The 18,164-nt window shown below is 65.4% G+C and carries 16 protein-coding genes and 1 pseudogene; 4 read left to right on the forward strand and 13 right to left on the reverse strand.

Annotated elements, in window-relative coordinates; genetic code table 11:
* Positions 1–2 precede the first annotated feature (2 nt).
* From Q0743_RS05400 to Q0743_RS05425, 6 genes are all read right to left on the reverse strand, one after another.
* Positions 3–1,184 (reverse strand): aminotransferase, encoded by a 1,182-nt coding sequence (locus Q0743_RS05400; RefSeq protein WP_298240551.1) that lies wholly within the window; start codon positions 1,182–1,184, stop codon positions 3–5.
* 7 nt (positions 1,185–1,191) lie between these two features.
* Positions 1,192–1,518 carry a rhodanese-like domain-containing protein gene (locus tag Q0743_RS05405; protein ID WP_298240552.1) on the reverse strand — a complete coding sequence of 109 codons (327 nt, stop codon included), beginning with the start codon at positions 1,516–1,518 and terminating at the stop codon, positions 1,192–1,194.
* 159 nt (positions 1,519–1,677) lie between these two features.
* Complete coding sequence (locus Q0743_RS05410) at positions 1,678–3,606, reverse strand: potassium transporter Kup (RefSeq protein ID WP_298240553.1); 1,929 nt, start codon at positions 3,604–3,606, stop codon at positions 1,678–1,680.
* A 142-nt stretch (positions 3,607–3,748) separates the two neighbouring features.
* On the reverse strand, positions 3,749–5,647 hold the full coding sequence (locus tag Q0743_RS05415; protein WP_298240554.1) for a potassium transporter Kup: 1,899 nt from the start codon (positions 5,645–5,647) through the stop codon (positions 3,749–3,751).
* A gap of 232 nt (positions 5,648–5,879) precedes the next feature.
* Positions 5,880–6,710 (reverse strand): flagellar motor protein MotB, encoded by an 831-nt coding sequence (locus Q0743_RS05420; RefSeq protein WP_063195488.1) that lies wholly within the window; start codon positions 6,708–6,710, stop codon positions 5,880–5,882.
* 24 nt (positions 6,711–6,734) lie between these two features.
* On the reverse strand, positions 6,735–7,508 hold the full coding sequence (locus Q0743_RS05425) for a MotA/TolQ/ExbB proton channel family protein (RefSeq protein ID WP_018645542.1): 774 nt from the start codon (positions 7,506–7,508) through the stop codon (positions 6,735–6,737).
* Positions 7,509–7,762: 254 nt separating this feature from the next.
* Between Q0743_RS05425 and plsY the strand changes: the two genes are divergently transcribed.
* Entirely contained in the window at positions 7,763–8,443 is a 681-nt protein-coding gene (plsY, locus tag Q0743_RS05430) for a glycerol-3-phosphate 1-O-acyltransferase PlsY (protein WP_298240555.1), read from the forward strand.
* A gap of 155 nt (positions 8,444–8,598) precedes the next feature.
* Positions 8,599–8,892, forward strand: a complete 294-nt coding sequence (locus Q0743_RS05435) for a hypothetical protein (protein ID WP_298240556.1) — start codon at positions 8,599–8,601, stop codon at positions 8,890–8,892.
* Between the two features lie 3 nt (positions 8,893–8,895).
* On the opposite strand, the gene Q0743_RS05440 is transcribed toward Q0743_RS05435, so the two are convergent.
* From Q0743_RS05440 to Q0743_RS05455, 4 genes and pseudogenes are all read right to left on the reverse strand, one after another.
* Entirely contained in the window at positions 8,896–9,615 is a 720-nt protein-coding gene (locus Q0743_RS05440; protein WP_298240557.1) for an RraA family protein, read from the reverse strand.
* Between the two features lie 124 nt (positions 9,616–9,739).
* The gene (locus tag Q0743_RS05445) at positions 9,740–10,621 is read right to left on the reverse strand and encodes a phosphatidylcholine/phosphatidylserine synthase (RefSeq protein ID WP_298240558.1); all 882 of its coding nucleotides are present in this window, start codon (positions 10,619–10,621) and stop codon (positions 9,740–9,742) included.
* An 86-nt stretch (positions 10,622–10,707) separates the two neighbouring features.
* Positions 10,708–11,418, reverse strand: a pseudogene (locus tag Q0743_RS05450) (phosphatidylserine decarboxylase); the annotation flags it as partial.
* Positions 11,419–11,493: 75 nt separating this feature from the next.
* Positions 11,494–13,446 carry an ABC transporter ATP-binding protein/permease gene (locus tag Q0743_RS05455; protein WP_298240559.1) on the reverse strand — a complete coding sequence of 651 codons (1,953 nt, stop codon included), beginning with the start codon at positions 13,444–13,446 and terminating at the stop codon, positions 11,494–11,496.
* Between the two features lie 201 nt (positions 13,447–13,647).
* Here Q0743_RS05455 and Q0743_RS05460 point away from each other — a divergent pair, with 201 nt between their 5' ends.
* Positions 13,648–14,253, forward strand: a complete 606-nt coding sequence (locus Q0743_RS05460) for a TIGR00730 family Rossman fold protein (protein WP_298240560.1) — start codon at positions 13,648–13,650, stop codon at positions 14,251–14,253.
* Positions 14,254–14,354: 101 nt separating this feature from the next.
* Here the strand turns inward: Q0743_RS05460 and Q0743_RS05465 are convergent, their stop codons facing one another.
* On the reverse strand, positions 14,355–14,972 hold the full coding sequence (locus tag Q0743_RS05465) for an NAD(P)H-dependent oxidoreductase (RefSeq protein WP_298240561.1): 618 nt from the start codon (positions 14,970–14,972) through the stop codon (positions 14,355–14,357).
* Positions 14,973–15,072: 100 nt separating this feature from the next.
* Between Q0743_RS05465 and Q0743_RS05470 the strand changes: the two genes are divergently transcribed.
* Positions 15,073–15,990: a LysR family transcriptional regulator gene (locus Q0743_RS05470; protein WP_298240562.1), complete on the forward strand. Its 918-nt coding sequence runs from the start codon at positions 15,073–15,075 to the stop codon at positions 15,988–15,990.
* Between the two features lie 6 nt (positions 15,991–15,996).
* Here the strand turns inward: Q0743_RS05470 and Q0743_RS05475 are convergent, their stop codons facing one another.
* Positions 15,997–16,374, reverse strand: a complete 378-nt coding sequence (locus Q0743_RS05475) for a VOC family protein (protein ID WP_298240563.1) — start codon at positions 16,372–16,374, stop codon at positions 15,997–15,999.
* Positions 16,375–16,506: 132 nt separating this feature from the next.
* On the reverse strand, positions 16,507–18,114 hold the full coding sequence (gene cimA / locus Q0743_RS05480; RefSeq protein ID WP_298240564.1) for a citramalate synthase: 1,608 nt from the start codon (positions 18,112–18,114) through the stop codon (positions 16,507–16,509).
* Between the last annotated feature and the right edge of the window lie 50 nt (positions 18,115–18,164).

Genomic DNA, 18,164 nt, shown 5'->3' on the forward strand with positions numbered 1-18,164 from the left:
GTCTACCTCTTGCGTCCGCGCACCGCGTCCGACAACCGCTCCAAAGCGGTGTCCAGCGTCTCGTCCTTCTTGGCGAAGCAGAACCGCACCACCGAGGTCACCGGGTCCTGCTCGTAGAACGCCGACACCGGGATGGCCGCGACCTTGTAGTCTTTCACGATCCGCCAGCAGAACTCGGTGTCGCTCTCGTTGAGCCCGAGCGGCGACAGGTCCACGGTCAGGAAGTAGGTGCCTTGCGACTTCAGCACGGGAAAGCCGAGGCTCTCCAGCCCCCTGGTCAGACGGTCCCTGCTCCGAGCCAGGTCTTTCCGCATCGTCAGGAAGTAGTCATCGGACTTGCCGAGGCCGTAGGCGACGGCGGCCTGCAGGTTCGGCGCGGTGGTGAAGGTCAGGAATTGGTGCACCTTGGCGGCAACCCGCAGCAGCGGCGGCGCGGCGCAGACGAAGCCGATCTTCCAGCCCGTCAGCGAGAAGATCTTGCCGGCCGAGCCGACCTTGATGGTGCGCTCGCGCATGCCGGGGATGGTGATCAGCGGGATGTGCTTGTGCTCGTCGAAGGTGACGTGCTCCCAGACCTCGTCGCAGATCGCGATGACGTCGAACTCCTGGCAGTAGCGCGCCAAGAGCTCGAGGTCCTCGCGCGGATAGACCACCGCGGACGGATTCAAGGGGTTGTTGAAGAGCACCGCCTTGGTCCTTGAATTGAAGACGCTTTTCAGCATGTCCTCATTCAACCGCCAGTGCGGCGGCTCAAGCCGCACGAGGCGCGGAATGCCGCCGGCCTGGCGGATGATCGGCAGATAGGAATCATAGACCGGCTGGAAGCAGACCACTTCGTCGCCGGGCTGGACCACGGCGAGGATCGCGGAGGTCAGGGCCTCGGTGCCGCCGGAGGTGACCATCACCTCACTCATCGGATCGAGCTTGAGGCCGTGCCAATGGCCGTAATGAGTCGCGATCGCCTGGCGCAGCTCCGGCAGGCCCATCATCGAGGGGTACTGGTTGTAGCCGTTCAGCGAGGCCTCGGCCGCGGCGCGGCGGATGTCCTCGGGGCCGGGATCGTCAGGAAAGCCCTGGCCGAGATTGATGGCGGCATTGTCACGGGCGGCCTGCGACATCGCCTCGAAGATGGTGACGGGAAGGTCGGCGAAGACCTTGTTCAGCGAAGAGCTTTTCGTCGTCATCGCGCGGTTAGCCGCCGACCTTGCTGGGCAGACCCGCCGCCTTCCAGCCGAGCATGCCGCCGGCCAGATGCTTGTCGTAAGGCAGGCCCGCCGCCTGCGCCGCGAGCGAGGCCGTCACCGAGCGCTTGCCGGAGCGGCAGGCGAACACGACCTGCTTGCCGGCGGGATCGGGGATCGCCTTGGGATCGAAGGTCGAGAGCGGCACCACGACGCCGTAAGGATAGGCTTCGGCCTGCACCTCGTTCGGCTCGCGCACGTCGACCAGCAGATAGCGCCCTTCCGCGACACCCTTGGAGACCTCGTCCGGGGTCAGATCCTGCACCTGGTTTGCCACATCATCCTCCAACGTCGCGGGGCCGCATGCCGGGGTCCCCCGGCCGGCGGCAACCTCGCCTCTCGGGCGGCGAAAATCAAGCGCTACAAAGGCTTGACGGATACGCTGCAAGTTAAGGCTAAACCGCAGCGACTTGAAGCGCGACCTTCATATGGAGGATCAGATCGCCACCTGGGTGCCAACCTCGACCACCCGGCCGCTCGGGATCTGGAAATAGTCCGTGGCGTCGTTGGCGGAGCGGCTGAGCGAGATGAACAGCCGGTCCTGCCAGCGCGGCATGCCTGAATGGGCGGCGGGCTTGAGCGCTCTGCGCGACAGGAAGAACGAGGTCGACATGATGTCGAACTGCCAGCCGAGCTTGCGGGCGATCGCCAGCGCCTTCGGCACGTTGGGCGATTCCATGAAGCCGAACTTGAGGGTCACCTTGGAGAAGGTCGGCGAGATTTGCTCCAGCTTGACGCGCTCGGCCGGATCGATCCGCGGGGTCTGCGCGGTCTCGATGGTGAGGATGACATTCTTCTCGTGGAGCACCTTGTAGTGCTTCAGACTGTGCATCAGCGCGGTCGGAGCGCTGAGCGGGTCCGAGGTCAGGAACACGGCAGTGCCAGGCACGCGCTGCGGCGGCCGCTTCTCCAGCATCGCCACGAGGTCGGCGAGCGGGAACTCGAGCTTGCGCGACTTCTCGAACAGCAGCCGGCTGCCGCGCCGCCACGTGTACATCAGGATGATCATGAGCGCGCCGAGCGCCAGCGGCACCCAGCCGCCCTCGAACACCTTGAGCAGGTTCGCGGTCAGGAAGGTCAGGTCGAGGAACAGGAACGGCGCAATCAGCGCGCCGGCGGCGAGCGGCGACCACCTCCAGCCCTTCCAGATCACCACAAAGCCCATCATAGCCGTGACCACCATGGTGCCGGTGACGGAGATGCCGTAGGCCGAAGCGAGCGCGCTGGAAGAGCGGAACAAGAGCACCAGCAGCACCACCGCAACCAGCAACAGCTGGTTGATGCGCGGGATGAAGATCTGGCCCGAATGGGCTTCCGACGTATGGCGAATTTCGAAGCGCGGCAGCAGGCCGAGCTGGATCGCCTGGCGCGTCAGCGAATAGGCGCCGGTGATCACCGCCTGGCTGGCGATGACGGTCGCCATAGTGGCGAGCACGACCATGCAGCCGCGGAAGAAGCCTTGCGGGAACAGCTGGAAGAACGGGCTCACGATGGCGCCGGGGTCGCCGAGCACGAGCGCGCCCTGCCCGAGATAGTTCAGCGCCAGCGAGGGCAGCACGATCGACAGCCAGGCAAACTGGATCGGCCGTTTGCCGAAATGGCCGAGATCGGCATAAAGCGCCTCGGCGCCGGTGACCGCCAGGAACACCGCGCCCAGCGTGACGAAGCCGATGACGCCGTGGTGGACCATGAAGGACACGGCGTAGAGCGGGTTCAGCGCATAAAGGACTTGCGGCTGCTGGATGATCGGATGGATCGCCGCCGCCGCAAGCACCGCAAACCAGACGCACATGATCGGGCCGAAGAAGGCGGCGACGCGGGCGGTTCCGCGCGACTGCACCGCGAACAGGCCGACCAGGATCACCACCGTCAGCGGCACGATGTAGGGCTCGAACCTGAGCGTGACGTCCTTCATGCCCTCGATCGCCGACAGCACCGAGAGCGCCGGCGTGATCACGGCATCGCCGTAGAACAGCGCGCCGGAGATGATGCCGAGCAGGACGATGGTCGCCCCGCCAGTGCCGACCGCGCGCTGGGCCAGCGCCATCAGCGCCAGGGTGCCGCCCTCGCCGTTGTTGTCGGCCCGGAGCAGGATCACGACGTATTTGAGCGTCACCACGACGATCAGGGCCCACAGGATCAGGGAGAGCACGCCGAGCACCGCGGCCGGCGTCGGCACCCCCTCTGCGCCCGAGGCGGCCATCACCGCCTCGCGGAACGCGTAGAGCGGGCTGGTGCCGATATCGCCATAGACGACCCCGATGCTGCCGAGCGTCAGTGCACCAAAGCCAGCCGTCGTGTGGGCGTCGCCATGCCCATTGGCCGCCGCCGTTTCCGGGGCGGAAATCGCTACGTCACTTGTCATGGGAGAGCCCAGTGGCCTCTAAAAATGCTTCACTGCACAACGGCGGAAGAGCGCGCGGCTTATAGTCCTGCGCTGCCGGCATAGCCTAGCCCGATTCTGGGCCTTTGCCATGCAATTTCCGCATGGGTGTGCCAGTTGCGTTTTAGATAGTCACCTGGGTTCCGACTTCAACCACGCGCCCCGTGGGGATCTGGAAATAGTCCGTCGCATCGTTGGCGGACCGGCTGAGCGCGATGAACAGATGATCCTGCCAGAGCGGCATGCCCGACTGCGCGGACGCCTTCAGCGACCGGCGTGACACGAAGAACGACGTCGACATGATGTCGAACTGCCAGCCCTGCTTGCGTGCGATCGCGAGCGCCTTGGGCACATTCGGCTGCTCCATGAAGCCGAAGCGCAGACGGACCTTGGAGAACTTGTCGCTGATCTTCTCCATGCGGAATCGTTCCGCGAGATCGACCCGCGGCGTGTGCGCGGTCTCGATGGTCAGGATCACGTTGTGCTCGTGCAGCACCTTGTTGTGCTTGAGGTTGTGCAGCAGCGCGGTCGGCACGAAGGAGGGATCGCTGGTCAGGAATACCGCGGTGCCCTTGACGATATGCGGGGGCCGCTTCTCGAGGCTCCGGATCAGGTCGTCCAGCGGCACCTCGATCCGGCGCGTCTTCTGGATCAGGATTCCGGAGCCCTTCCGCCAGGTCCAGATCGTCCCCGCCATGGCCACGCCGAACAGCAGCGGCACCCAGGCGCCCTCGAGCAACTTGAGCAGATTGGCGCTGAAGAAACTGAGGTCGACGACGACGAAGGGCACGATCACGGCTGCGGCGGTGGCGGCCCGCCAGTTCCACAGCTTCCAGATCACGACGAAGCCCATGATGCCGTCGGCGACCATGGTGGTGGAGACCGCAATGCCGTAAGCCGAGGCCAGGTTGCTGGGGGTGTGAAACAGCAGCACCAGCAGCATCACGCCGATCAACAGCAGGCGGTTCACGCGCGGCAGATAGATCTGGCCGGCGTGGGTCTCGGAGGTGTAACGCACCTCGAAGCGCGGCAAGAGGCCGAGCTGCACCGCCTGATAGACCAGCGAATAGGCACCGGTGATCACCGCCTGGCTCGCGATCACGGTGGCTGCCGTCGCCAGCCCGACCAGCGGCAGCACCAGACTCTCCGGCACCATGCGGTAGAACGAATGCTCGATCGCGCTGGGGTCGGACAGCACCAGCGCGCCCTGCCCGAAATAGTTGATCAGGAGCGCGGGCAGCACGAAGAACATCCAGGCCGACTGGATCGGCCTGCGGCCGAAATGGCCGAGATCGGCGTAGAGCGCCTCGCCCCCCGTCACCGCCAGGAACACGGCACCGAGCGTCACGAGACCGATCGTGCCGTGGGACAGCACGAACTGCACCGCATAGTAGGGATTGATCGCCGCCAGCACCGAGGGATCGTCGGCGATGTGGACGGCCCCCATCGCGGCGATGACGGTGAACCAGACCACCATCACCGGCCCGAAGGCCGAGGCCACCAGCGCCGTGCCCTTGCTCTGGACTGCGAACAGCAGTGCCAGGATGAAGACGGTCAGCGGCACGACATAATGCTCGAACGCGGGGGTTGCGAGCTTCAAGCCTTCCACCGCCGAGAGCACCGAGATCGCCGGCGTGATCATGGAATCGCCGATGAACATCGAGGCGCCGACCACGCCCAGCGCCAGCAGAACCCAGCTTCGCCGCCCGAGCGCGCGCTGGCCGAGCGCCATCAGCGAGAGCGTGCCGCCCTCCCCGTTATTGTCGGCGCGCAGCAGCAGCAGGACGTATTTGGCCGTGACCACGATCAGCAGCGCCCACAGGATCAGCGAGAGCACGCCGAGCACGATGACCCGCGAGACCGGCGCGCCATGGGCCGCGCCCTTGACCGCCTCGTGGAATGCGTAGAGCGGCGAGGTGCCGATATCGCCGAAGACGACGCCGATGCTCCCGAGCGTAAGGGCCCAAAAACTCGATTTGGCCGGCCCGTCCTGGGTCTCGGCCTGTGTGATGCTCGCCGTCATGAAGATGGAAAACGCTTCTTCCCTGGAATTGATCCGGCGCCTTTTGACGCTTCCGGCGCGCCTGTCAATCGGCGCACCACCATAGCAGGCGCAGAGCCGGCCGCTGTGACGCTGCAGCCACGCTCATCGCCAGCGCGACGACATGCCTCAGGTAGAATGGTAGCGCAAGGGGGCTCATGTCCGGAGCATCACCTCGCCGGAAAAGCCGGAGCTCACCGGGGCCGGATCAGGCTCACGGCTTCAGATTCGGCGGCAGCGGCGGATCCTCGCGCATCAGGGTGATGGTCACCCGCCGATTGGCCGCGAGCGAGGGATCGTCCGGAAACAGCGGCTGGGTGTCCGCCTTGCCCGAGACGGCGAAGATGTGCGACGGCGGCAGGCCCTCGCGTTCGAGGATCTGACGCACGGCGTTGGCGCGGTCGGCCGACAGATCGAAGGCGCCGTAGTCGCTGCGGTTCGGCACGAAGCCGGCCGCGGTGTGGCCGGCGATGGAGACGCGCAGCGGCGTGGCCTTGAGCGGGATCGCGAGCTTCTCGACCAGGCGGCGGGTGCGGTCATAGGGCACCTTGGAGCCATCGGCGAACATCGAGCGGCCGTCCTGGTCGACGATCTCCAGGTTGAGCCCCTGCTTGGTCTCCTCGAACATGATGTGCTTGGACATCTCGGTGAGCTCCGGCATGTCCTGCAACGCCTGGCGCAGCGAGGCTGCGGCGAGCGCGAAATTGCGATCGACCTTGATCTTCGCGCCCGACGTCTTGTCGCGGTCTTCCTGGTCCGGGGTCGGCGTGTTGGAGGCGTCTTCGGGCTGGATATGGTCGACGTTCTTCAGCCGCGGGCGGGTCGGCAGACCGTCGGATTCCACGATGCCGGCATAGCGCGCTTCGCTCTGCACGCCGAAGGCGTCGCGCATCGAGCCGGCGACGATCTTCAGCTTGTTGGCGTCCTGGGTCGAGAACGCCACGAGCATGACGAAAAAGCTCATCATCAGGCCCATGAGGTCGGCGAAGGTCACGAACCAGCCGTGACCGCCACCGTGCGCATCGCCGCGTTTCTTCTTGGCCATGTCTGATGATCCCGGCGGGCGGGCTTACGCCGGCACCGGCTCGCCCTCGGCGTGACGATGCTTCTCCGGCAGGTAGGCCAGCAGCATTTCGCGCACGAGCGTCGGGCTCTTGGAGTCGCGGATCATCAGGATGCCGTCGATGATCAGGGTGCGGTTGGTCTCCTCGTCGAGCAGCTTGCCGTGCAGCTTGTCGGCGATCGGCAGACAGAACAGGTTCGCGACCAGCGCGCCGTAGAGCGTGGCGAGCAGCGCGGTCGCCATGAACGGGCCGAGCTTGGAGGGGTCGGTCATGTTGGCGAACATCTGCACCATGCCGATCAGGGTGCCGATCATGCCGAACGCCGGGGCGCAGTCGCCGATGGCGCGGTAGATCTTGCTGCCCTCGTCGAGATGCATCAGGAAGTTGTCGCGATCGCGCTCGAGATTGTCGCGGATGAAGTCGAGGTCGTAACCGTCGGCGACGTAGCGGATGCCCTTGGCGAGGAACGGCTCGTCGGTCTCGACCTTTTCGAGGCCGACCGGGCCCTGCTTGCGGGCGATCTCGGCGATGCGCGCGAGCTCGTCGACGAGGTCGTGCGCCGACAGCCGGCTCATGGTGAAGGCGAACTTGGCGCCGAGCGGAAGGCCGTGCAGCAGCGCCGAGAGCGGAAAGCGGATCATGGTGGCGGAGATCGAGCCGCCGAAGATGATGATCATCGCATGTTCGGAGATGAACATGTGAAGGTCGCCGCCCATGAAGATCATCGCCGTGATGACGATGATGCCGGCCGTGAGCCCAACGCCCGTCATGATATCCATGGGATACTCCAACGCGTACGCAGCAACGGCCGTCCTGGCCGCTGGCGCGGCCCAACCCCGAACCGCATCGGAAACCCTAGAGCGCCGCCCTTAAAGCCGCGTAAAGGTTAAGTTGAGCCGGCCCACAAGACCGGCGCGGCGTGCCCGGAGGATGCCGGCTTTGCCGACGGCCGACTGGAATTTCAACGCTTTGCTAACCATGATTGGGGGCACCGGACGATGACGCCTGATAGAATGACGCCGAGGTGGTCTCCATGATTTTCTGGTCAGCGAGCGCGATTGGATTGGCCGTCGCTTATCTCTTCGGCTCTGTGCCAACAGGCTATCTGGCCGGGAAGCTGCTCCGCGGCATCGATATCCGTGAGCACGGCTCGCGATCCACCGGCGCGACGAACGTGTTGCGCACTCTGGGAAAATGGCCCGCGCTGGTGGTGCTTCTGATCGATGTGATGAAGGGTGCTGCGGCAATCGTGTTCGCGCGCTGGTTCTTTGGTTGGGTCTTCACATTGCCATCGGGCGCGCCGCCGGCCGCGCTCGATCCACAAAGCTGGATCGACTGGGCCGTGTGCCTTTCCGGACTTGCCGCATTGCTCGGGCACGCCGTCTCGATCTGGCTGAACTTCACGGGCGGCAAGTCTGCGGCGGCCGGGCTCGGTGTTCTACTGGCGATGTCGTGGCCGGTCGGCCTCGGCGCCGCACTCGCTTTTGCCATTGCACTCGCCATTTCTCGCATTGTTTCGCTGGGCTCGATCCTGGCCGCACTGACGGCGATTGCCCTCGTCTGCATCCTCGAGCAACCATTGCCTTATCGGTTGCTGGTGATTGCCGGCGGCATCTACGTGATCGTGCGTCATCGTGCCAACATTCAGCGGCTGCTGGCGGGAACGGAACCGAGGTTCGGACAATTCAGCCCAGAACCGGCGACGGAAGCGTAAGCGCCACTCGTTGATTGTTGGAGCAGAGCTTTCGAAGCTGACGAGTCTCGAGGCCACAAGCCAGCAAGCGACTGCGGCCCTGCGCCACGGGCGAAACGATGGACGAGCTGCTATCCTGTCGCCCATGCGGCTTGCCCATGACGGGAGCCATCCCAATGCTGACGCTATTCAGTCTTCTCACCGCGTTGCCGGCGGTGCTGGCGCTCCATCTGCTCGAGCCGCAGCTCGTCCTGCCGGCGTTCAGCGCCCTGCTCTTCGTCGAGGCCGCTTTCGCCGCGATCGCAGCGCGGTTGATCCACAGCGCCGACCGCCCTGATGACATTACCCTGTGGGATCTTGCCGGCGGCTTCACCCTGATCGGATGCGCCGCCGCGATGTTCGGAGAACCGGATCAGGCTGCCCTGTTCCTGACCGAACAAGGCAGCTCGCAACCGGCGTCATCGCCGTAAGCGTCAGTGGATCTCCGCCGAGCGCTTCAGCGCGGCCTTCAGCTTCTCCAGCGAGAAGTCGGGACTGCGGGCGATCTCGAGGATCGGCGTCTCGCGGCGGCCGCAGAGTTCGGCGGCCTCGGGCAGCTTGGCCGCGATGTCGTGCGGGATCACGATGGCGCCGTGCTGGTCGGCGTGAATCAGGTCGTCCGACCTCACGGTCATGCCGGCGACGCGCACCTCGCCGCCGAAGCTCTCCGCATGCACCCAGGCATGCGAGGGACCGATCGAGCCGGCCAGCGCCTGGAAGCCCGGCGCCCATTGCGGGATGTCGCGGATCGAGCCGTCGGTGATGACACCGAGGCAGCCGAGCGCCTTGTGGACGTTGCTCTGCACCTCACCCCAGAACGCACCGTAGCCGACGTCGGGACCGTCGATGTCCTGGATCACCGAGATGCGCGGACCGTGGCCGGTGCCGACATATTCGTAATACTCGATGCGGCGCTTCGACTGCTCCTCCGCCGGCAGCGAGGACTTAAGCACGGAGCGGATCGCAACCGTGCGGGCATAGCCGACCATCGGCGGCAAATCGGGGAACGGGCAGACCAGCTGCTTGGTGGTGTAGCCGATCAGCCGGCGCTCGGGCGCCACGATCTCCATGGCATTGCAGATCGTCGGCGTGTCATAGCGGCCCAGCGCTTCGAGGACGGAAGCGGGCAGCGGCCCGGTCGCGGAATTGGTCACGGCGTTCTCTCCCAGATTGGCGGCGGTTGATTGTGCGATGCCGCCGGCATCAGGGCGATATAGCCGAGATCGGGTCTCGACCCAACTCAGCACGCCATCATGGCAGATATCCGCGTGTCGCCGTTCAGTGCAACCGTCCGGGCCGGTCGTCGTCGTGCGGCGGCTCCGACAAATTCGCCAGCGTCGGCGCCGAGGGTGGCGAGGAGACCTCGCCTCCCGATGGCGCAGCGGCCTCCATCGCGCGTGCCTGATCGCGATAGGATTTGTAGCCGAGCGGCAAAGCCAGAAGATACAGCACCGTGCCGATCGACAGCACGTGCCAGGGATAGGCGATCAACAGCGCGATGAAGACGATCACGGCAACGAAGGCCGGCAGCACCAGCTCGGGTGCCACGCGCATGCGCTTGGTCTTGCCGGAGAACACCGGCAGCCGCGATACCATCAGGAAGGCGATCAGCAGCGTATAGGCCGCCGTCACCGCCGCAGGCGCGCGGCCGAGATCGAGGAAGGCGACATAGATCGGCAGCAGCACGGTGATCGCGCCGGCCGGCGCTGGCACGCCGGTGAAGAAATTGGCGGCGAAGGCCGGCTTGTTCGGATCGTCCATGGTGGCATTGAAGCGGGCCAGGCGCAGACCGCCGGAAATCGCGAACACCATCGCGGCGATCCAGCCGGCATTGCCGAGCTCGTGAAGCTGCCAGAAATACAGCATCAACCCGGGCGCCACGCCGAAATTGACGAAATCGGCGAGACTGTCGAGCTCAGCGCCGAACTTGGACTGGCCCTTGATCATGCGCGCGATACGGCCATCGATGCCGTCGAGCGCGGCCGCAAACACGATGGCGTAGACCGCGAGCGACATCCGCCCCTCGATCGACAGCCGGATCGAGGTCAGGCCGGCGCAGATCGCCAGCAGCGTAATGACGTTGGGCACCAGCATCCGCACCGGAATCGGGCGGAACCGCCGGCGGCGCGTATCGGGGTATTTGAAGTCATAGGGCGTCATGGCTGGTCCTCACCTCAAGGCGAGATATAGCAAGCCGCCTTCCCCTCCGCCATTGCGGCGGAAGGCCCCCTTGGCGCGACTATTGGTTAATTAGCGCGGAAGGCGCGGCTGGGGTCGTCCCCGGCAAGATCGGCCAGGATCGTCTCGCCGGCGATGGCGGTCTGCCCTTCCGAGACCAGCGCCTTGGTGCCCACAGGCAGATAGACGTCGAGCCGCGAGCCAAAGCGGATCAGACCGAAACGCTCGCCGGCGCCGATCGCCTGCCCCTCCCTGACGAAACAGACGATGCGCTTGGCGACGAGACCTGCGATCTGAACCACGCCGATGCGAGCGGTCGGCGTCGAAATGACCAGCGAGTTGCGCTCGTTGTCTTCGCTGGCCTTGTCGAGTTCGGCATTGATGAAGAGGCCGGGACGGTAGGCGATGCGATCAACCCTGCCTGCGACGGGCGCGCGGTTCACGTGGCAATTGAACACGCTCATGAACACCGAGATGCGCGGCAATGGCCGGTCCCCGAGCCCGAGCTCGGCCGGCGGCAGCGCCATGGTGATCATCGAGACCCGGCCATCGGCCGGCGATACCACCAGCCCCTCGCGCACCGGCGTCACGCGCACGGGATCGCGGAAGAACAGCGCGCACCACACGGTCAGGATCGTGCCGATCCAGCCCAGAGGCGACCACAGCCAGAACAGGATCAGGCTTGCCAGCGCAAAGGCGCCGATGAAGGGATAGCCCTCCTTGTGGATCGGCGGGATCTGACGCTGGATCGAATCGAGAATGGACATCGCTATCTGCCGCTGATGGGGTTGACGGCGCGCGGGTCGCCCCGTGCGGTGGGGATGTTTAGGCCAGAGTTGGGACCGGAGACAAGGTCACACCGCCGCAGGCGCCGTCAGGGCGTCATCGACCGGAGGCGGCTCCCGGTTGGGCGCCTCGCTGGTGTCGGCCATCTTGGCCAGTTTCTCGCGCGCCTCCTCGGCCTCGCGCTGCCTGTTCCACATGCTGGCATAGAGACCGCCATGTGCGAGGAGTTTGGCGTGGGTCCCCCGCTCGGCGATCCGGCCCTGGTCCAGCACGATGATCTCGTCGGCCCCGACGATGGTCGACAGCCGGTGCGCGATCACCAGCGAGGTGCGGTTCTTGGCGACGCGATCGAGCGCGCCCTGGATCTCGTGCTCGGTATGGGTGTCGAGCGCCGAGGTCGCCTCGTCCAGCACCAGAATCGGCGGCGCCTTCAGCACGGTGCGCGCGATCGCGACGCGCTGCTTCTCGCCGCCCGACAATTTCAGCCCGCGCTCGCCGACCTGGGTCTCGTAGCCCTTCGGCGCCATACGGATGAAATGGTCGATCTGCGCGAGGCTCGCCGCCTCCTCGACTTCGGCATCGCTGGCGTCCCAACGGCCGTAACGGATGTTGTAGCGGATGGTGTCGTTGAACAGCACCGTGTCCTGCGGGACCATGCCGATGGACGCGCGCAGCGAATCCTGCGTCACCGCACGGATGTCCTGGCCGTCGATCAGGATCTTGCCGCCGGAGACGTCATAGAGACGGAACAGAAGGCGCGAGATGGTCGACTTGCCTGCGCCCGACGGGCCGACGATGGCGACCGTCTTGCCGGCCGGCACTTCGAAGCTGATGCCCTTGAGGATCGGGCGCGTCGGCTCATAGGCAAAGCGCACGTCCTCGAAACGCACCGTGCCGGCGGAGACGGCCAGCGGCTTGGCATCGGGCATGTCCTTGATCTCGGCCTCGCGGCCCAGCACGTTGAACATCTTCTCGATGTCGATGATCGCCTGCTTGATCTCGCGATAGACCATGCCCATGAAGTTCAAGGGCTGGTAGAGCTGGATCATCATGGCGTTGACCAGCACGAAATCACCGACCGTGTTGGTGCCGTTGCGCACGCCGATCGCGCACATCAGCATGGTCGCGGTCAGGCCCAGCGTGAAGATCACGGCCTGGCCGGTGTTGAGCACGGCGAGCGAGGTGTAGGCCTGGATGCTCGACTCCTCGTAGCGTGCCACCGAGCGGTCGTAGCGCTGCGCCTCGCGCGCCTCGGCGCTGAAATACTTCACGGTCTCGTAGTTGAGCAGCGAGTCGATCGCCTTGGTGTTCGCCTCGGTGTCGGAATCGTTCATCCTGCGGCGGATGCCGATCCGCCACTCGGTCGCGACGTAGGTGTAGTACATATAGACCGTGACCGTGATCAGGGTCGCGACCACGTAGCGCCAGTCGAACTGCCAGAGCAGCACGGCCATCAGCAGCGAGACCTCGACGATGGTCGGGATCAGCTGCAGGATCACCATGCGTACGATGACCTCGATGCCCTCGCGGCCACGCTCGAGCACGCGCGTCAGGCCGCCGGTCTTGCGCTCGAGATGAAAACGCAGCGAGAGCTCGTGCATGTGGATGAAGGTGATGGTGGCAAGCTTGCGCACGGCATGCATGGCGACGCGTGCGAAGATACCGTCGCGCCATTGCGTCAGCACCGCCATCAGGATGCGCATCACGCCGTAGCTCGCGGTCAGCAACAGCGGCGAGGCGATCACCCAGAGATGCCAATTGTCGGCCTGCACCGGCGCCGTGTTGGCGCCGGTCAGCGCGTCCGTCGCCCATTTGAAGCTGAACGGCACCGTCAGCGTGATCAGCTTGGCGGCGAGCAGCAGCACCATGGACCAGACCACCCGCATCTTCAGGTCGAAGCGGTCGCCCGGCCAGATATAGGGCCATAGATGCGCCAGCGTGCCCATCAACGTGGCCCGCTCGAGCGGCCCGCCTGAGGGATCAGGCACGTCGGGAACGTGGGACGAATGAGGTGGGCTCATCAATAAACCTGGAAGGCCCGCCGGGCGCGGGCGCGCTGCGATGACTGCTTTCGCCCGTCCATATAGAAGCTTCCGGAAGCGAGCGCACCCCGCCAGATGGCGAATCTTCGATTGTTTGCCGCCATTTACCGGTAGATTTCCGGGAGCATCGAATCACCGATTGGGCTTGACGCCTCTTCGCTGCAATGCATCATGGCACCAATGAGCACAATCAAAACCGTCTGCGTCTATTGCGGCTCCGGCCCCGGAACCAACCCCAACTTCATCGAAGCGGCGAAGGCGCTTGGCAAATCGCTGGCGGACAACAAGATCCGCCTCGTCTATGGCGGCGGCTCGCTCGGCTTGATGGGGGCGGTCGCAACCTCGGTGCTTGATCACGGCGGCACCGTCACCGGCATCATCCCTGACTTCCTCCGCATGCGCGAGAACGCGCTCACGCGCGTGCAGGAGATGGTCGTCACGCCCGACATGCACGAGCGCAAGCGGCTGATGTTCGAGCGCTCCGACGCGTTCGTCGCCCTGCCCGGCGGGCTCGGCACGCTCGAGGAACTGGTCGAGCAACTGACCTGGCAGCAACTCGGCCGTCACGCCAAGCCGGTGCTGCTGGCCAACATCGACAATTTCTGGGAGCCGCTGTTCTCTCTGGTGTCCCACATGCGCCAGACCCAGTTCATCCGCGCCGGCCTCTCCGTCGATATCCTGAAGGCTGACAAGGTCGAGGAGATCGTCCCGCGGCTGCGCGCCGCGGCTGCGCAGATTCCCGACAGCCAGCGCGATCTTGCGCCGGAAGTGGCGCGCAAGCTTTAGAGGATTGCGCCCTATCGATCCGGATCGGGCTGAACGATGTCCGCGACGCGGCTCGCGCCGACGTCGCGGTCCATCACGCGCGAGGTCCGGGCTTCGGCTCGTCAGGCCGCCTTGGCGGCAATACCGGCCTTCGCCTGCTCGACCTGCCGGGCAAGGTCGACAGGATCGCCCGTCGTGGCTTCGACGCCGATCTGCTGAATCTCGCCGACGCCCAGGAAGCCCAGCACGAACTTCAGATAGTTGAAGCAAAAGTCTGCCCCGCCCAGCGGTCCGCCCGCGAGATAGCCGCCGGCGCCGTAAGCGCTGGCCACGGTGGCGCGCCGCGCCGTCAGCAGTCCCTTGAAGCTGGTGCCGTCATAGGAGAACGTCTGGTTGATGCGGACGACCTGGTCGATCCAGGCCTTGAGGGCGGCCGGAATGGTGAAATTGTACATTGGCGCGGTGATGAGGATTTCGTCGGCCGATTTGAGCTCGGCGATCAGCCTGTCCGACAGCGCAGTCGCCGCGCGCAGCTCGGTCGTCATATCATGGTCGGCGGTGTAGAAGCCCGCGATCGTCGCCTGCGTGATCTGCGCGACCGGATCCGTGGCGAGATCGCGCCGCGTCACCACGAACTCCCGTCCGCGTGCGCGCCATGCCGCCTCGAACCCGTCGCCAAGATCGCGGGAGACGGAGCCCTGAAGACGGGCGCTGGAATCGATACGAAGCAGAACGGGCATTGGGCTCTCCGGGATGTCGAAATGATGCCCGGACGCTATCCGCCGCGGCGCGCGGCAAAAACGGCTGGCGCTGCACCACACTCGTGCTTATTTTGCACGAATGGATATCGATTCAATTCGATTGGTGATCGAGGTCGCGCGCCAGGCTAGCTTTGCCGGGGCGGCCCGGCAACGCGACGTCGACCCTTCGTCGGTCTCGCGGATGATCGCCCAGGTCGAGGAAGAGCTCGGGTTTCGCATCTTCCAGCGCACCACGCGCAGCATGTCGCTGACCGAGGCTGGCGAACGCTATTTGCGCAGGGCTGAACTCGTTCTGCAGGAGCTCGATGCCGCCGCCGAGGAGGCGACCGCCCTGAGCACGATTCCCCGCGGACGCTTGCGCGCGACGGCCTCGGTCGCCTTCGGCAATCGCTGCCTGGTGCCGCTGCTGCCGGAATTCAGGACGGAGTTTCCCCAGCTCCAGCTCGAGCTCATCCTGACGGACAGCAATCTCGATCTGGTCAGCGAAGGTATCGACCTCGCGATCCGGCTCGGCCCCGGATTCAGCGGCGACCTCGTCGGCGCCAAGTTGTTCGATACGCGTTACCGGGTCTGCGCCAGCCCGGCCTGGCTGCGCGGGAGAGCCCGGCCGAAACGGCCCGTCGATCTCTCGGCGACGCCCTGCCTTCTCTTCACTTTCCCCGACTTCCGGTCCCGCTGGCTGTTCCGCGACCGGCGCGGCGACATCACCGAGGTCGCCGTCCATGGCGACCTCCTGCTCTCGAATGCACTCGGCTTGCGCGATTGCGCACGCGCAGGCCTCGGTCCGGCGCTCCTGCCGGACTGGCTGATCAACGACGATCTCGCCGACAAACGGCTGGTCGATCTGTTTCCCGACTGGCAGGTGACAGCGACGACGTTCGATACCGCAGCCTACGTGCTCTACCCGAACCGGGCGTTCCTGCCTGTCAAGGTCCGGCGGACGATCGACTTCCTGCGCCGGCATCTGGCCAGGCAGGCGAAGCGCCCGCGGCGGTGAAGTCCGCTAAGCGCTGGGAAACGTCACCGCCTCGATGCGGTTGCCGTCGGGATCGGTCACGAAAGCCGCATAGTAGCGCACGCGGTCATGCGGCCGGATGCCGGGCGCGCCGTCGGAGGCGCCGCCCGTCGCGAGAGCCGCGGCATGAAATGCATCGACCTCGCCCGTCGTCTTCGCCCGCAGGCAGATGTGCACGCCGCTCTCCGGGGCTACACGCGGCATGCTCTCGCGCAGATTGATCCAGAACTCGGGATAGGCCTTGCCGAAGCCCACCGTCCGTGGCCGCGTCACGAGGCGCGTGAGGCCGAGCGCTGCAAGCGTGGCCTCGTAGAATTTCGCGGAGCGATCGAGATCGCTGACGCCGACGGAGATGTGATCGATCATGCCCTTGCCCTCTCCTCCTCGTCATTTCGAGCGCAGCGAAGCAATCCAGAAATGCATCCGCGGAGACAGTCTGGATTGCTTCGCTGCGCTCGCAATGACGGTGTTTGTGGCACCGCCGTCGCCCAAATCCTCCTACGCCGGCGCGCCCGACTTCACGAGCTTGTAGATTACCGAATCCATCAGTGCCTGGAACGAGGCGTCGATGATGTTCGGGGACACGCCGACCGTGGTCCAGCTGTCGCCGTTCTCGTCCTCGCTCTCGATCAGCACGCGCGTGACCGCGCCGGTGCCGCCGTTGAGGATACGCACCCGGTAGTCGATCAGCTTCAAGCCCTCGATGTATTTCTGGTATTTGCCGAGGTCCTTGCGCATGGCGACGTCGAGTGCGTTGACGGGGCCGTTGCCCTCGGCGGCCGAAATCAAATGCTCGCCGGCGACGTCGACCTTCACCACCGCGAGCGCCACGGTGACGCGCTCGCCGAGCGCATTGTAGCGCTGCTCGACATTGACATCGAACTGCTCGACCTCGAAATAATGCGGCACCTTGCCGAGCGTGCGGCGCGCCAGCAGCTCGAACGAGGCGTTGGCGGACTCATAGGCGTAGCCGGCCGCCTCGCGCTCCTTCAGCTCCTCGACGAGACGCGTCAGCTTCGGGTCGCTCTTCTCGTAAGGGATGCCGGCACGATCGAGCTCGGCGATGACGTTGGAGCGGCCGGCCTGGTCGGAGACCAGCACCTTGCGGTGATTGCCGACCAGATCCGGCAGCACGTGCTCGTAGGTCTGCGGGTCCTTCAACACTGCGGACGCATGAATGCCGGTCTTGGTGACGAAGGCGCTCTCGCCGACATAGGCCGCATGCCGGTTCGGCGCGCGATTGAGCATGTCGTCGAGCGTGCGCGAAACTTTGACCAGCGTTGCCAGCTTTTCCGGCGTGACGCCGATCTCGAAAGCGTCGGCAAAGCCCTTCTTCAGTTTCAGCGTCGGGATCAGCGAGCACAGATTGGCATTGCCGCAGCGCTCGCCAAGGCCGTTCAGCGTGCCCTGGATCTGCCGCGCGCCCGCGCGCACCGCGGCGAGTGAATTGGCCACCGCCTGCTCGGTGTCGTTATGGGCGTGGATGCCGATATGATCGCCGGGGATGTGCTTCGTCACCTCGGTGACGATGGCCTCGACCTCATCAGGCATGGTGCCGCCATTGGTGTCGCAGAGCACCACCCACCGCGCACCGGCCTCGTAAGCAGCCTTGGCGCAGGCAAGCGCGAAGCTGGCATCCTCCTTGTAGCCGTCGAAGAAATGCTCGCAGTCGAGCATGACCTCGCGGCCGGCAGCCTTCGCGGCCGCGACGCTGTCGCGGATCGAGGCGAGGTTCTCCTCCTTGGTGGTCTCCAGCGCGACGCGCACCTGATAGGCCGAGGACTTCGCCACGAAGCAGATCGCATCCGCCTTCGCTTCCAAAAGCCCGGCCACGCCGGGATCGTTCGAGACCGAGCGCCCGGCCCGGCGTGTCATGCCGAAGGCCGTGAAGCGCGCGTGCTTGAATGTCGGCTTGGTGCCGAAGAATTCGGTGTCGGCCGGATTGGCGCCGGGATAGCCGCCCTCGACGTAGTCGATGCCGAGATCGTCGAGCATCGCGGCGATGACCTGCTTGTCGGCAAGCGTGAAATCGACGCCGTTGGTCTGCGCGCCGTCGCGCAGCGTGGTGTCGAACAGATAAAGGCGCTCTTTCTTGACCGAATTCATCGCGAGCGTCCGTTCTTGTTACCTCCCCCCTTGTGGGGGAGGTCGATGAT

Source organism: uncultured Bradyrhizobium sp. (assembly GCF_936943645.1).
Lineage (GTDB): Bacteria > Pseudomonadota > Alphaproteobacteria > Rhizobiales > Xanthobacteraceae > Bradyrhizobium.